15 protein-coding genes and 1 pseudogene are annotated in these 14,255 nt (G+C 54.1%); 13 read left to right on the top strand and 3 right to left on the bottom strand.

The genetic code is table 11. The annotated features are described in order from the left end of the window. Positions 1–14 precede the first annotated feature (14 nt). Both kdpA and kdpF read right to left on the bottom strand, forming a co-directional pair. A complete protein-coding gene (gene kdpA / locus FDX22_RS10525) occupies positions 15–1,694 on the bottom strand; it encodes a potassium-transporting ATPase subunit KdpA (protein WP_137362424.1) in 1,680 nt (559 codons plus the stop codon). Continuing rightward, entirely contained in the window at positions 1,694–1,783 is a 90-nt protein-coding gene (gene kdpF, locus FDX22_RS10520) for a K(+)-transporting ATPase subunit F (protein ID WP_008456132.1), read from the bottom strand. The genes kdpA and kdpF overlap by 1 nt, the downstream gene beginning before the upstream one ends. A 307-nt stretch (positions 1,784–2,090) precedes the next feature. Here kdpF and FDX22_RS10515 point away from each other — a divergent pair, with 307 nt between their 5' ends. From FDX22_RS10515 to FDX22_RS10500, 4 genes and pseudogenes are all read left to right on the top strand, one after another. Beyond that, complete coding sequence (locus FDX22_RS10515) at positions 2,091–2,297, top strand: YbfA family protein (protein ID WP_096757857.1); 207 nt, start codon at positions 2,091–2,093, stop codon at positions 2,295–2,297. Between the two features lie 96 nt (positions 2,298–2,393). Then, entirely contained in the window at positions 2,394–2,963 is a 570-nt protein-coding gene (locus FDX22_RS10510; RefSeq protein ID WP_146717159.1) for a DUF1722 domain-containing protein, read from the top strand. A gap of 18 nt (positions 2,964–2,981) precedes the next feature. Then, complete coding sequence (phrB, locus tag FDX22_RS10505; RefSeq protein ID WP_146717158.1) at positions 2,982–4,400, top strand: deoxyribodipyrimidine photo-lyase; 1,419 nt, start codon at positions 2,982–2,984, stop codon at positions 4,398–4,400. A 161-nt stretch (positions 4,401–4,561) separates the two neighbouring features. Continuing rightward, positions 4,562–5,489 (top strand): annotated as a pseudogene (locus FDX22_RS10500) (Rpn family recombination-promoting nuclease/putative transposase). A gap of 52 nt (positions 5,490–5,541) precedes the next feature. On the opposite strand, the gene dtpD reads toward FDX22_RS10500, so the two are convergent. After that, positions 5,542–7,023, bottom strand: coding sequence for a dipeptide permease DtpD (gene dtpD / locus FDX22_RS10495; protein ID WP_146717157.1), 1,482 nt, complete (start codon positions 7,021–7,023; stop codon positions 5,542–5,544). 288 nt (positions 7,024–7,311) lie between these two features. On the opposite strand from dtpD, the gene ybgI reads away from it, so the two are divergent. The 9 genes from ybgI to FDX22_RS10450 all read left to right on the top strand — a co-directional run bounded on the left by ybgI (position 7,312) and on the right by FDX22_RS10450 (position 14,249). Continuing rightward, a complete protein-coding gene (ybgI, locus tag FDX22_RS10490) occupies positions 7,312–8,055 on the top strand; it encodes a radiation resistance protein YbgI (RefSeq protein WP_096759449.1) in 744 nt (247 codons plus the stop codon). Between the two features lie 29 nt (positions 8,056–8,084). Then, a complete protein-coding gene (gene pxpB, locus FDX22_RS10485; protein ID WP_137362420.1) occupies positions 8,085–8,741 on the top strand; it encodes a 5-oxoprolinase subunit PxpB in 657 nt (218 codons plus the stop codon). Further along, positions 8,735–9,667: a 5-oxoprolinase subunit PxpC gene (gene pxpC, locus FDX22_RS10480; protein WP_115259062.1), complete on the top strand. Its 933-nt coding sequence runs from the start codon at positions 8,735–8,737 to the stop codon at positions 9,665–9,667. Before pxpB ends, pxpC begins: the two co-directional genes overlap by 7 nt. After that, entirely contained in the window at positions 9,657–10,391 is a 735-nt protein-coding gene (gene pxpA, locus FDX22_RS10475) for a 5-oxoprolinase subunit PxpA (RefSeq protein WP_117342246.1), read from the top strand. The genes pxpC and pxpA overlap by 11 nt, the downstream gene beginning before the upstream one ends. Positions 10,392–10,571: 180 nt before the next feature. Further along, a complete protein-coding gene (locus FDX22_RS10470; protein WP_146717156.1) occupies positions 10,572–11,294 on the top strand; it encodes a DUF969 domain-containing protein in 723 nt (240 codons plus the stop codon). After that, the gene (locus FDX22_RS10465) at positions 11,291–12,286 is read left to right on the top strand and encodes a DUF979 domain-containing protein (protein ID WP_096757849.1); all 996 of its coding nucleotides are present in this window, start codon (positions 11,291–11,293) and stop codon (positions 12,284–12,286) included. The genes FDX22_RS10470 and FDX22_RS10465 overlap by 4 nt, the downstream gene beginning before the upstream one ends. Before the next feature lie 9 nt (positions 12,287–12,295). Beyond that, the gene (gene pcp, locus FDX22_RS10460) at positions 12,296–12,940 is read left to right on the top strand and encodes a pyroglutamyl-peptidase I (protein WP_135912384.1); all 645 of its coding nucleotides are present in this window, start codon (positions 12,296–12,298) and stop codon (positions 12,938–12,940) included. A 14-nt stretch (positions 12,941–12,954) separates the two neighbouring features. Then, positions 12,955–13,746 (top strand): endonuclease VIII, encoded by a 792-nt coding sequence (gene nei, locus FDX22_RS10455; protein ID WP_146717155.1) that lies wholly within the window; start codon positions 12,955–12,957, stop codon positions 13,744–13,746. An 86-nt stretch (positions 13,747–13,832) separates the two neighbouring features. After that, the gene (locus tag FDX22_RS10450) at positions 13,833–14,249 is read left to right on the top strand and encodes a hypothetical protein (protein WP_115259053.1); all 417 of its coding nucleotides are present in this window, start codon (positions 13,833–13,835) and stop codon (positions 14,247–14,249) included. Positions 14,250–14,255: the final 6 nt, after the last annotated feature.

The raw sequence follows: 14,255 nt of genomic DNA, 5'->3' as shown, positions 1-14,255 counted from the left end.
GTGCTCCGCATCGCTCAACGTAAAGAGAGGTATTCTGCGACCGGGCCAAGCGCCAGTGCAGGAATAAAGGTGAGGGCGCCAACCAGTAACACCGTACCGATCAACAACCCGACAAACAGTGGGCCGTGAGTGGGGAGCGTCCCCTGGCTTGCCGGTTGGCTCTTTTTAGCCACCAGCGAACCGGCAATTGCCATCACCGGAATAATGACCCCGAAGCGGCCGAAGAACATGCACAACGCCAGCAGGCAGTTCCAGAAGGGGCTGTTAGCGCTTAACCCGGCAAAGGCGCTGCCGTTGTTGTTGGCGGCAGATGACACGGCGTACAGTACTTCGCTGAAACCATGCGGGCCGGGGTTGAGCATGGCGCTGCGTCCGGCGTCGCTCATCATGGCTATCGCTGTACCGAGCAGCACCAGCGCAGGCGTCACCAGAATCGCCAGCGCGGTCATTTTCATTTCCCGCACGTCGATTTTCTTACCCAGATATTCCGGCGTGCGCCCGATCATCAGTCCGGCGATAAACACCGCCAGCAGGACGAACAGCAGCATGCCGTACAAACCGGAGCCCACGCCGCCGAACACCACTTCGCCAATCTGCATCAACCACATCGGTACCATCCCGCCCAGTGCGGTGAAGGAGTCGTGCATCGCGATGACCGCCCCACAGGAGGCCGCCGTTGTGACGACCGCGAACAGACTGCTGACCAGTACGCCAAAGCGGCTCTCTTTCCCTTCCATATTGAGACTGCTGTCTGCGCCAAATGCCAGCAGATGCGGGTTTCCTTGAACTTCCGCCCACATCACAATCGCCACGCAGATGACAAAAATCAGCGACATGGCCCACAGTAAGGTGCGTCCCTGACGGCGATCGCCTACGACGTCGCCAAAGGCAAAGCACAGGGCGGCAGGAATGCAAAAGACAGCCAACATCTGTACCATATTGGTCAAGGCGGTTGGGTTTTCAAACGGATGCGATGAGTTAGCATTAAAGAAGCCGCCGCCGTTGGTACCGAGCATTTTAATGGCCTCTTGTGAGGCAACCGGTCCCATTGGTAACAGCTGTTTTACGCCTTCAAGGGTAGTAAATGACTGATAGGGCAGCAGGTTTTGCAGCGCGCCTTGCTGAATAAAGAACAGGGCGATAAGCAGAGAAAGAGGGAGCAGGATCCACAGCGTAATGCGCACCAGATCCACCCACGCATTGCCCAGGGTATTCATACTCTGGCGCGTAAAGGCGCGGATTAGGGCAAAAATCACCGCAATACCGGTCGCCGCAGACAGGAAGTTCTGCACGGTTAAGCCAGCCATCTGACTAAAGTAGCTTAAGGTGGTTTCGCCACTGTAAGACTGCCAGTTGGTATTGGTGACAAAGCTCACGGCGGTATTCAGCGCAAGATGCCATGACAGCCCCGGTAGCTGCTGAGGATTCAGTGGTAACAAGTTTTGCGCCATCAGCAGGGAAAACAGCACCAGCAGACCCAGGATATTGAGCATCAGGATCGCCAGCAGGTACTGTTTCCAGTTCATCTCATGTTGTGAAACGCCTAACCCGCGCCAGAGAATACGCTCAACACCGGTTACGCCCGGAAGGGGGATGTTGGTGATGAGTCGTGCCAGCACGGCACCCAGCGGTCTGGCGATGACAAATAACACCAGTAAGAAACTGGCGATGAGTAAAAATCCTTGTGCCGCCATCAGAACGCCTCCGCCTTAATCAGGGCATACACCAGATAACCGAGTAATAAAAAAACCAGCACAATGCCAGTTATCACGCCTGCACTCACGGTGCACCTCCTGTGACATCAATGTGATAACCAGAGCGTAGGTTTTTGGTTGCAAAGATTTCGCAAAAATTGGCGGGTGGGGTGTAAAAAAAGTATAAAAATGGCAAAGACCGTTATTTAACTAATGATTAGTATTAATTTAACTTTTATGTAACCTAATTACAGTTTCAGGCTAAACGGAGCATCAATAGATAAAAATAAGTGGTCGGATGAGTAGCAAAATTACACACAAGGCGGTATTATTTTCATCAGTTAACCAAATTTATTTTCCGGTGCTATTCACCGAACAGATATAGGGGAGAGGATTATGGACTTGTATAAAGAATATCCAGCGCACATTGTCTTATTACGCCGTACTTTCGCCGTCGTGGCGGGCGTGCTGGCGCTGCCGGTCATGCTGTTCTGGAAAGACCGTGCCCGTTTTTACAGCTACCTGCACCGCGTCTGGTCGAAAACCAGTGATAAACCGGTGTGGATGGATCAGGCTGAAAAAGCGACCTGCGATTTCTATTAAGTCATCGTAATTGCTAAAAAAACCGCCAACAGCAATGTGGCGGTTTTTTTATGCACGGACGTCTACACTTACCCGAATAACGGATAAGGAGTCGTGATGAGCAAGAGAATTCCTGTGGGTATCCGCACCTGTGTTACGGCACCTGCGGTTGGTTGTTCTGCCAGAGAAGTCTGCCCGTTCGACGACAGTACCCTGGTGCGTATTTATGCGTTGCATGAACTGTATAAGCTTCGCCAGCGGGGGCTAACGCGCGGAGCGTTGATTGACTATCACACCCGCTACAAACTGATCCTGCTGGCGCATTCCCAGCCAGAGTATCGTGAACTTGGCCCCTTCGTTGCGGCCATCCACGAATGGCAAAGTCTTGAGGCGTTTTTTAATGAGTACCGCTTACGACTGACGCATTTGCTGTTCAATAATGCAACCCGACGTAATCACACCAATGTCCTGATGCACGTTCAGGGTTATTTCCGCAATCAACTCGATCTGCATCAACGTCAGGAACTGACCTCGATAATCGATAGCTATCGACGTGAAGCGCAGTCACTGCTTGCACCGTTAATGCTCATCAAACACTATATGGCCGAGCACCCGAACACCTGGCTGTCCGGGCAACGTTATTTTGAACTCTGGCCGGCAATTCTGGATTTGCGCGGCAAAAATTAATTTATCTGCGGGAGTTTTATGACCACGCATCTGGTCTGGTTTCGGCGTGATTTGCGCCTGCATGACAATCTTGCTCTTGCGGCGGCGTGTCGGGATCGTTCAGCCCGGGTGCTGGTGCTATATATCTCCACCCCAGAACAATGGGCGGCGCATGATATGTCTGCGCGTCAGGCGGCGTTTATCAGCGTGCAGTTGAATGCGCTACATGCGGCGTTGGCAGAAAAAGGGATCCCGCTGCTGTTTCATGAAGTTGCCGATTTTGCTGCCAGCGTGGAGACAGTAAAACGTGTTTGCGCACAGCATGACGTCAGCCGACTGTTTTATAACTATCAGTATGAAATCAACGAACGGCAGCGTGATGCAAGGGTCGAGAAGCAGTTGCCTGACGTCGTGTGCGAAGGCTTTGACGACAGTGTGATCTTACCCCCGGGCGCGGTTATGACCGGCAATCATGAAATGTATAAAGTCTTTACGCCGTTTAAAAATGCCTGGCTGAAGCGAATTAAAGACGGCATTCCGGAATGTGTTAGCGCGCCAATGGTGCGGGATAGTGGGGCGCTCACCGCGCCGTTAACGCCACTCACGCTGAATTATCCGCAGCAGGATTTTGATGCAGCACTTTTCCCGGCGCAAGAAAAACGGGCTATCGCGCAGTTACGCCAGTTTTGTCAGCAGGCCGCGAGCGACTATGAGCAACAGCGTGATTACCCGGCCATTGAAGGCACCAGTCGCTTGTCTGCGAGTCTGGCCACGGGCGGGTTGTCGCCGCGTCAATGCCTGAACCGTCTGTTAGTCGAACAGCCGAAGGCGCTAGAGGGCGGTGCCGGGAGCGTTTGGCTAAATGAACTAATCTGGCGTGAATTTTACCGACATTTAATGACCAGGTATCCGGCGCTGTGTCGGTATCAACCGTTTATTCGCTGGACTGACCGCGTGCAATGGCAGAACAACGCGGCGCATCTTCAGGCGTGGCAGACGGGAAATACGGGATACCCCATTGTTGATGCCGCGATGCGCCAGCTTAACACTACCGGCTGGATGCATAACCGTTTACGCATGATCACCGCCAGCTTCCTGGTAAAAGATCTGCTGATTGACTGGCGTAAAGGGGAGCAGTACTTCATGTCGCAACTGATCGACGGCGACCTGGCGGCCAATAATGGTGGCTGGCAGTGGGCTGCGTCTACCGGAACCGATGCTGCACCGTATTTCCGCATTTTTAACCCTACAACTCAGGGGGAGAAATTCGACCGCGACGGTGAGTTTATCCGCCGGTGGGTTCCTGAGTTGCACGAGGTACCTGGTAAAGCAATCCACGACCCGTGGACGTGGGCAGAAAAAGCGCAGGTTACCCTCGATTATCCCCGTCCGATTGTAGATCATAAACAGGCCAGGTTAGCGACGCTGGCGGCCTACGAGGCGGCACGCAAGGGGTGAGCGTGGGGTTTATTTCTGCGTACTGCCTTCCGGTAGCATGAATGCGTTGCTGCCGGGCGCATTTAGAATTGGAGCGTGTACGCAAGGCTGTGAATGCCTGGATGCACGCGTCACGCTCGGGCAGTAAAGTCCCGTCATCTTCTTTCAGGTGACGGAACACGATGACAACGCCAGCGACGTCCACACCGCATTATGCGGTATTCAAAACATTTTTACGCCATCCCGAAACAGCGCGCGATTTCCTCGACATTCACCTTCCGGCTTCTCTGCGGACGCTTTGCGATTTATCCACGCTGAAACTGGAGTCAGAGAGCTTTATCGACGCAGATTTACGTTCCCGCTACTCCGATGTGCTCTGGTCTTTACACACACGCGAAGGCGATGGTTATGTTTATGTTGTTATAGAGCATCAGAGTTCAGCCGATCCGCATATGGCTTTTCGTCTGCTGCGTTATGCGATGGCAGCTATGCAGCGCCATCTGGACGCCGGGTACAAGGAATTACCGCTGGTTATTCCGATGTTGTTTTATCATGGCTGTCGAAGCCCGTACCCGTATTCACTATGCTGGCTGGATGCGTTCGCCGATCCCGTGGCGGCAAAGCAACTTTATGCCAGCGCATTTCCGCTGGTGGATATAACGGTTGTGCCAGATGACGACATCATGGCTCACAGGCGAATGGCGTTGCTGGAACTGATGCAAAAGCATATCCGTCAGCGGGATTTGATGGGGGCTGGTAGAGCAACTGAGCACACTGCTACTAACAGGTTGCACTAATGACACGCAGCTACAGGCGATGTTTAATTACATTCTGCAATCCGGCGATGAATCTCGTTTCACTGAATTTATGCAAGAGATGACGCAACGGATCCCCCAACACAAGGAGAGGCTGATGACTATTGCGGAGCGGTTACGGTTAGATGGAGTACAGGAAGGACTGCAACAAGGGCTGCAATAAGGACTACAGCAAGGTAAGCAAGAAGCCGCGTTGCGTATTGCGCTAACCATGCTGGCACAAGGAATAGATCGCGAAATGGTATTACTGATTACCGGTTTGGCTGAAGAGGATTTGGCAGCGAATAATGCGTAACCGTCTGATAAAAAACAGGCCCGACTCATATGACATCATCGGGCCTGTTAACTCAGGACTCTAGCGCCAGCGCGCGTTTTTTAAATTTAAGTGACTGGTACAGCCAAATCAGCAGCACCAGCGCCACGCAGGCCAACGCACCCCAGGTAATTTCGCTAAAGACGTCAATATACGCGTTGATGGAATAGTTGATGGCCCCGGAGGCATCAAACGCGCCTTGTGACGTCTGGTCGGCAATCACCCCCGCCAGATAGTTGGCAATAGCGCCGGACAGCAGCATATAGATTCCGGTTAACACGCCTGTGACGCCAGGGATCTCAATGCGCGTAATCTGCGACATGGCGACCGGGTCGATAAACAGTTCGGCAAATCCCATTACCGCCAGCCCCAACACCATCAGCGGCATCGAGGAGTGGCCGTAAGCGGCGGACCAGCGGGCGCTTAAGGTCAGAATACAGAATCCGGCGCTCATCAACCCCAGGCCGAGGGCAAATTTTCCCCAGATGCGCACGGTACGATTACCACTGACGCTTTCTTTGACTACCCAGGCCAGCACGATGCCGCACAGCATCACGGCAAAGGCGTTAACCGACTGGAACATGGCGGTAGGAATGGAATATCCCAGAATATCGCGATTCACAAAGCGGTCGATATACAGGCTGATGGAGCTGCCGCCTTGCTGTGCAAAGGCCCAGAATAACAGACTGAAGAACGTTAGCGTGACGATAAGCCCCAGTTCTTTGCGCTGCTTTTGCGTTTGTGCCTGACGGTAAATTTTAGCCAGAACGGCCAGACCAATGACGGTGGCGACGATTAGCGCATATACGGACCACTCTTTCCAGAACAGAACGGTAATTAGCAGCGGTGCGGCGACCAGCAGCACTAACAGCCAGGCCCAGTTTGGCAGAACAAACGTTCTGGCACACAGGACCGTTTTGTTGACGCCGGTTGTATGGGTGAAATGCCGGTTGCCGCACAAGAAAATCACCAGTCCTGCCAGCATACCAATTGCGGCCAGCGCGAAGCCCATCGCCCAGCTGTATTCTTCCTGCACATAGCCACAGGCAATGGGGGCGATAATCGAACCGATATTTCCGGCGGCGTAGAGCAGTGAGAACCCGCCGTCGCGGCGCGGATCGTCGTTGTGATACAGCTCACCCAGCAGGCAGCTAATGTTGGATTTAAACAGACCGTAGCCGCAGACAATGATCGCCAAAGATAAATATAGGAACGCTGGCGCCATTTCACTGGCACCCAGTACCAGATGTCCAACCGCCATTAACAATGCGCCAATCATCACCGCCATACGGTTACCAAGGACCTTATCCGCCAGGTATCCGCCAAGAATAGGCGTGACATACACCAGCGAACAGTAAGCGCTGAACAACGCGTACGCATGAGTATCGTTGTACTTGAGTTGGTTGGTGAGATACAGGATCAGCAGGGCGCGCATGCCGTAAAAACTGAAGTATTCCCAAATTTGCAGCGCGACGACGTAATAAATTGCGCGTGGCTGAGATGCGTGTTTATTCATTCTATTCTCGAAGTAAATGCCTCACGCCAGGATGAACGTACTGCGTGAGCGTGTTTCCTTGAAGTTATAACTTTGATACAGATCTGATTATTTTTGCAATATGCTGTCTGATTGCATAAATATACATGAATAAAATCACGTAGTGGTAAGCAATTTACGTTCAAACGGCGAGTGAGTGCTTCTTGATGTGTCAGTGAAATGGTTATCGACGAATGGAGGCGGGGACGCTATTTTACATAAGCAGTATTACTGATTGGACAGGCAGAAATTATGACAACGAGGGCGATGATGAAAAACACCGAGCTGGAACAACTGATCAACGACAAACTGAACAGTGCCGCGATTAGCGACTATGCGCCGAATGGTTTGCAGGTTGAGGGCAAAGAGACGGTGCATAAAATCGTGACCGGCGTGACCGCAAGCCAGGCATTGCTGGATGAGGCTGTGCGCCTGGGCGCTGATGCGGTCATCGTTCATCACGGTTACTTCTGGAAAGGCGAATCTCCGGTAATTCGTGGCATGAAGCGCCATCGTCTGAAAACGCTGCTGGAAAATGACATCAACCTGTATGGCTGGCACCTGCCGTTGGATGCTCACCCGGAGCTGGGTAACAACGCACAGCTGGCGGCGCTGTTGGGCATTACCGTGATGGGTGAAATTGAGCCGTTGGTACCGTGGGGTGAACTTGCCATGCCGGTGCCGGGGCTAGAATTTGCCTCGTGGATTGAGGCGCGTTTAGGGCGTAAACCATTGTGGTGTGGCGATAGCGGGCCGGAAAAAATTCAGCGCGTTGCCTGGTGCACCGGGGGAGGGCAGAGCTTCATTGATAGCGCGGCCCGTTTTGGTGTTGATGCATTTATTACCGGCGAAGTCTCAGAACAAACTATTCACTCAGCCCGTGAGCAGGGGCTGCATTTCTATGCCGCCGGACACCATGCCACCGAACGCGGCGGTATCCGGGCGTTAAGTGAATGGCTGAATGAAAATACCGAGCTGGATGTATCGTTTATCGATATTCCTAACCCCGCCTAATGAATCAGGTTGTAAAAAGAGGGACGAAAGTGCAGCGAGCGCGTTGTTATCTGTTAGGTGAAACTGCGGTGGTTCTGGAACTGGAACCCCCCATTACGCTGGCGACCCAGAAACGCATTTGGGGTTTGGCTCAGCGCCTGGTTGATGCCCCGAATGTGCTTGAAGTGATCCCGGGTATGAACAATATCACGGTGACGCTGCGTAATCCGCAAACCCTGGCGCTGGATGCCATTGAACGTCTGCAACGCTGGTGGGAGGAGAGTGAAGCACTGGAGCCGGAGTCGCGTTTTATTGAAATTCCGGTGACCTACGGCGGAAAGCAGGGACCGGATCTGGCCGATGTCGCACAACACAGTGGATTAAGCGAAAAGCAGGTCGTTGAATTGCATGCTTCTGTTGACTATGTGGTCTGGTTTTTAGGCTTTCAGCCAGGGTTCCCCTATCTCGGGAGCTTACCGGAACAACTGCATACTCCACGACGTGCGGAACCGCGTCTGATTGTTCCAGCAGGTTCGGTCGGTATCGGCGGCTCACAAACCGGTATCTATCCGCTCGCCACACCGGGGGGATGGCAGCTGATAGGGCATACCGCCATTAAGTTGTTTGATCCCCGCCGGGATGAACCCATCCTGTTACGACCAGGAGATACCGTGCGCTTTGTACCGCAGAAGGAGGGAGTATGTTAACTATCATTCGTGCCGGTATGTACACCTCCGTCCAGGACGGCGGTCGTCACGGTTTTCGCCAGTCAGGAATCAGCCACTGTGGGGCGCTGGATAAGCCCGCATTGAACGTTGCCAACCTGCTGGTGGGCAACGATGCAAATGCCGCTGCGCTGGAGATAACGCTCGGCCAGTTGGTTGTGGAGTTTGACGCAGATAGCTGGTTTGCCTTGACCGGCGCGGGGTGTGATGCACATTTAGACGGTAACCCGGTGTGGAGCGGATGGCGACTGCCGGTGAAGGCTGGACAACGCCTGACGCTAAAACGTCCGCAACATGGCATGCGCAGTTATTTGGCAATAGCGGGTGGCATTGATGTTCCCGAGGTCATGGGTTCGTGCAGCACCGACCTCAAAGTCGGCATCGGTGGTCTGGAAGGGCGTCTGTTACGCGATGGCGACAGGCTGGCGGTGGGCGTTTCCACGCGACGGTTCAGCGGACCGCAGGGGGTAAAACAGCTCATGTGGGGGAACCGCATTCGTGCGTTACCCGGACCTGAGTATCATGAGTTTGATGAAGCTTCGCAGGCGTCATTCTGGCGTTCGCCATGGCAACTCAGCCCGCAGAGTAACCGCATGGGGTATCGCCTGCAGGGACAACCGCTAACGCGCACTACCGATCGAGAACTGTTGTCGCACGGTCTGCTTCCCGGCGTGGTGCAGGTGCCGCATAACGGCCAGCCTATTGTGCTGATGAACGACGCCCAGACCACGGGGGGCTATCCACGCATCGCCTGTATCATTGAGGCGGATATGTACCATCTGGCACAAATTCCCCTCGGCCAGCCAATTCATTTTGTTCAGTGCTCGCTGGAGGAAGCGCTAAAGGCGCGTCACGACCAGCAGCGTTATCTGGAACAATTAACATGGCGACTTAACGATGAAAATTGATCTGAATGCAGACCTCGGTGAAGGCTGCGCAAATGACGCCGCGCTGCTGCAACTGGTGTCTTCTGCCAACATTGCCTGCGGATTTCACGCCGGCGATGCGCAAACCATGCTGGCAAGCGTGCGTGAAGCGTTAAAAAATGACGTAGCAGTGGGGGCGCATCCCAGTTTTCCGGATCGGGAAAACTTCGGCCGTAGCGCCATGACCCTGCCCGTCGACACGGTTTACGCCCAGACGCTGTATCAAATCGGTGCGCTGGCGGCGATAACCCGGGCGGAAGGTGGCGTGATGCGCCACGTCAAACCGCACGGCATGTTGTACAACCAGGCCGCCAGGGATCCACAGTTAGCCGATGCCATCGCCAGGGCGGTACATGCCTGCGATCCGTCGCTGGTGCTGGTGGGGCTGGCGGGTAGCGAACTGATTCGGGCCGGCGAGCATTATGGTCTGCAGACGCGTCAGGAGGTGTTTGCCGATCGCGGCTATCAGGCGGATGGCAGTCTGGTTCCGCGTAGTCAGCCGGGGGCGCTGATTGAAGACGAAGAGCAGGCGTTGGCGCAAACCTTACAAATGGTGCGGTCCGGGAGAGTAAAAAGCCAAACCGGAGAATGGGCCAACGTCACGGCACAGACGGTCTGTATTCATGGTGATGGTGAGCACGCACTCGCTTTTGCCCGCCGTTTGCGCAGCGCGTTTAATGCATGCAATATTGAAATTAGCGCATAAGATTTACCATACAAAACAATAATATATTACACAACAACATAAACTCTAAGTAATTCGAGTTGCAGGAAGATGACCAGTGAGTGAGTTCCCAGGCGCTTACAGAAGTAAGTGACTGGGGTGAACGAAGGCAGTCAACGCACCTGCAGCTTGAAGTATGACGAGTTTTAACAGGAATGAATTATGGAAGAGGTAATTTCTCTTTGGCCATTGACGGGGATCGCCGTCATCGTGGTCGGATTTCTTTTACGTTTTAACCCGGTATTGGTGGTTATCATTGCCGGGATCGTCACCGGGTTGGCGGCGCGTATGCCGATCGCCACTATCCTCGAAAAACTGGGTGAAGGTTTTCTCAACACCCGCAACCTGCCGTTTATCTTATTGATTCCACTGGCGGTCATCGGCCTGCTGGAGCGCCATGGCCTGAAAGAACGCGCCCAGGCGTGGATCGCGAAAATCCGTAGCGCCACCAGCGGCCGTTTGCTGATTGTCTATCTGTTTATTCGTGAAGCGACCGCCGCGCTGGGACTAACCAGTCTGGGGGGGCATCCGCAAATGGTGCGTCCGCTGCTGGCGCCGATGGCAGAAGGGGCCGCTGAGAAAAATCACGGTGAACTGCCAGGCTCTGTACGCTATCGCCTGCGTGCGATGTCAGCGGCGACCGATAACGTTGGGCTGTTTTTCGGCGAAGATATCTTTGTTGCCTTTGGGGCAATCATCTTCATGCACAACTTTATGCTGGAGTCCGGCGGGATCCAGACCGAGCCGTTGCACATTGCCCTGTGGGGGATCCCAACGGCGATTTGTGCCTTCCTGATCCACGGTGCGCGCTTGTGGCGGCTGGATAGCTATCTGCAACGAGAAGTCGCGAAAGCGAATGCCGCAGCGAAAGGAGAGGCGAAATGAATTTTCAGCAAAGCTATCTCTACTGGCTGGCGGGTGCGGTCTTGTTGATTGTGGCCGTGATGTCCTGGCAGGACAAAGCGAACCCCCGGCGTTTAACCACCGGTCTGTTCTGGGGCGTGTATGGTCTACTGTTTTTGCTGGGTGACTGGACCTATTCACTGTTTGGCGATAAACGTACGGTGCATATCGCGGTGGGTATCGCGGTGGTCGTACTGGCGCTGATCGCCGGTTTTGGCGGCGTGAAGCTCGGCAGCTACCATCAACGTACGCAACAACAGCGTGAAGAAAGCGCCAGTCGACTGGGCAACCGGCTGTTTTTCCCGGCGCTGGCGATCCCGGTGGTCACTGTTGTCGGCGTGCTGATGTTCAATCATATTCCGGGTTTACAGAATGCGCTGTTTGGGCCGGGGAATCACGCCACGCTGGTGACGCTATTTTCAATGACCGCCGGTTCGCTGATTGGTCTGGCAATGGCGGTTAAAATGACCCATGAGCGGGCACATCAGCCGATTCAGGAAGCGCGTCGTCTGCTGGACTCCATCGGCTGGGCGTTCATTCTGCCGCAAATTCTTGCCACGCTCGGACTGCTGTTTACGGCGGCGGGCGTCGGCAGCGGCATTTCGTATCTGACGCAGGAATATCTGGCGGTGGACAGCCGCTTTATTGCGGTGGCGGTGTATACCATCGGTATGGCGTTGCTGACCATGATTATGGGTAACGCTTTCGCCGCCTTCCCGATTGTTACCGCCGGGATTGGGATTCCAATTCTCGTCTTGCAGCACGGTGGCAATCCGGCGGTGATGGCGGCAATTGGTATGTTCTCCGGGTATTGCGGAACGCTGATGACGCCGATGGCGGCAAACTTTAACATCGTGCCAGCGGCGCTGCTGGAGCTGCCGGATAAAAACGCGGTGATTAAAGCGCAGGTGCCGACCGGCATCCTGCTGTTGCTGGTGAATGTGTTCCTGATGTATTTCCTGATGTTCCTGTAAGGAGGAAGGATGAAAACGGTATTAATCACCGGATTTGAACCCTTTGGCGGCGAGACAGTTAACCCTTCCTGGGAAGTGGTCTCGGGGCTCGACAATGCTATTATCGCTGGATGCCGCGTCGTGGCGCGCCAACTGCCGTGCGTATTTGGCGAATCTCTGGCAGTGCTCAATAGTGCGATTGATACGCTGTCACCGTCGCTGGTGCTGGCGGTCGGTCAGGCCGGAGGTCGTACAGACATCACCGTTGAACGCGTTGCCATCAACGTGGACGATGCGCGTATTGCGGATAACCGTGGCCAGCAACCGGTAGATGAACCGATTGTGGCCGATGGCCCGGCGGCGTGGTTCAGCACACTGCCGATCAAAGCCATGGTGGCGGCCATGCGCAGCGCTGGTATTCCGGCATCGGTTTCGCAAACCGCAGGTACCTTCGTCTGTAACCACGTGATGTATGGGCTGCTGCACAAACTGCGAGATACGCCGACGGTGAAGGGGGGATTCATTCATATCCCTTATCTTCCACAGCAGGCCGCAGCCCATCCCGGTGCGCCAAGTATGGCGAGTGATACGGTGCGTCGCGCGCTGGAAATTGCCATCGTCACGGCGTTACAGGTGGAGCGCGATATCGCCGTGACGGGCGGTGCAACACATTAACAAAGGACAGTATTATGCCTGAAGGCCCGGAGATCCGCCGCGCGGCGGATACCCTGGAGGCGGCAGTCAAAGGCAAACCGTTGGCGGATGTCTGGTTTGCCTTTGAGCAGTTAAAACCGTATCAATCTCAACTGATTGGGCAGCGTATTACCCAGCTCGAAACGCGGGGTAAAGCCTTACTCACCCATTTTTCCAATGGTCTGACGTTATATAGCCATAATCAACTGTACGGCGTCTGGCGGGTAGTGGACACGGGGAATATCCCGGAGACTACCCGCGTGTTGCGCGTCAGGTTGCAAACCGCCGATAAAACTATCCTGCTCTATAGCGCGTCGGATATCGAAATACTGACGCCAGAACAGCTCACTACCCACCCCTTCCTGCAGCGGGTAGGGCCGGACGTGCTGGATCTGCACTTAACACCCGCTGAAGTCAAAACGCGTCTGCTGTCACCGCGTTTTCGCAATCGGCAGTTTTCCGGCCTGCTGCTGGATCAGGCGTTTCTCGCGGGATTGGGTAACTACCTGCGGGTAGAGATCCTCTGGCAGGTTGGGCTGACGGGGCAACATAAAGCGTCGCAGCTGAGCGAACAACAGTTGGACGCGCTGGCGCAGGCGCTGCTCGATATTCCGCGTTTATCCTATAACACTCGTGGACTGGCTGATGAGAATAAGCATCACGGGGCGCTGTTTCGCTTTAAAGTCTTTCACCGCGACGGTGAAGCCTGCGAGCGATGCGGCGGGATTATTGAAAAAACGATGCTGTCGTCAAGACCATTTTACTGGTGTCCGGGTTGTCAGAAATAACATAACATGACGCGGTCCCGGTGATGCAGAGGGATATGTCGAATAAGGTCACCTGAATCTCTCAAGGTGATGAGCAGGAGTGGAATATGGATGTTAATCGTTATTTTTGTACCGCCTTACTTATCGCAACAGCCGGTTTCTTTGCCGCGTCGGCCAGTGCTGCTGAATCGGTAGCCCCTCAATGTGAGTCCGGGCCGCGGGATATGGAATATATTTATGAACACGGAGCCCAGACTCGTTGTTTTTATCCTGCCATGACGCTGGAAGAAACGTATCAGGCACTGAGAAAAGCACGGTCGGACCGTCAAAACCTGACACCCACGTTGACCCCAGGTAAGGATCGTAAAATAGAAAATCTTGGGGATACGGATCTCGTGGAATATGTCTGGAAAGGCAAAAACAATCTGCATATTACGCAGAATTTTCCGGGTGGTATGACCGAGTTTATGTTTACCGTGGATAAATCCGGAACGACCGTGACGGAGATTGGGCACCCGGATTAACGCCCC

The sequence above is a fragment of the Citrobacter sp. TBCS-14 genome (assembly GCF_005280805.1).
Taxonomy (GTDB): domain Bacteria; phylum Pseudomonadota; class Gammaproteobacteria; order Enterobacterales; family Enterobacteriaceae; genus Citrobacter; species Citrobacter gillenii.
Note: the sequence above shows the minus strand (reverse complement) of the source record. Positions and strands in the feature narration are given on the sequence as shown.

Excerpts from the sequence above, each read along its gene's own strand:
- kdpA (WP_137362424.1), bottom strand. The coding sequence starts at position 1,694 with ATGGCGGCACAAGGATTTTTACTCATCGCCAGTTTCTTACTGGTGTTA.
- FDX22_RS10515 (WP_096757857.1), top strand. The coding sequence starts at position 2,091 with ATGGACTTGTATAAAGAATATCCAGCGCACATTGTCTTATTACGCCGT.
- FDX22_RS10510 (WP_146717159.1), top strand. The coding sequence starts at position 2,394 with ATGAGCAAGAGAATTCCTGTGGGTATCCGCACCTGTGTTACGGCACCT.
- phrB (WP_146717158.1), top strand. The coding sequence starts at position 2,982 with ATGACCACGCATCTGGTCTGGTTTCGGCGTGATTTGCGCCTGCATGAC.
- dtpD (WP_146717157.1), bottom strand. The coding sequence starts at position 7,023 with ATGAATAAACACGCATCTCAGCCACGCGCAATTTATTACGTCGTCGCG.
- ybgI (WP_096759449.1), top strand. The coding sequence starts at position 7,312 with ATGAAAAACACCGAGCTGGAACAACTGATCAACGACAAACTGAACAGT.
- pxpC (WP_115259062.1), top strand. The coding sequence starts at position 8,735 with ATGTTAACTATCATTCGTGCCGGTATGTACACCTCCGTCCAGGACGGC.
- pxpA (WP_117342246.1), top strand. The coding sequence starts at position 9,657 with ATGAAAATTGATCTGAATGCAGACCTCGGTGAAGGCTGCGCAAATGAC.
- FDX22_RS10470 (WP_146717156.1), top strand. The coding sequence starts at position 10,572 with ATGGAAGAGGTAATTTCTCTTTGGCCATTGACGGGGATCGCCGTCATC.
- FDX22_RS10465 (WP_096757849.1), top strand. The coding sequence starts at position 11,291 with ATGAATTTTCAGCAAAGCTATCTCTACTGGCTGGCGGGTGCGGTCTTG.
- pcp (WP_135912384.1), top strand. The coding sequence starts at position 12,296 with ATGAAAACGGTATTAATCACCGGATTTGAACCCTTTGGCGGCGAGACA.
- nei (WP_146717155.1), top strand. The coding sequence starts at position 12,955 with ATGCCTGAAGGCCCGGAGATCCGCCGCGCGGCGGATACCCTGGAGGCG.
- FDX22_RS10450 (WP_115259053.1), top strand. The coding sequence starts at position 13,833 with ATGGATGTTAATCGTTATTTTTGTACCGCCTTACTTATCGCAACAGCC.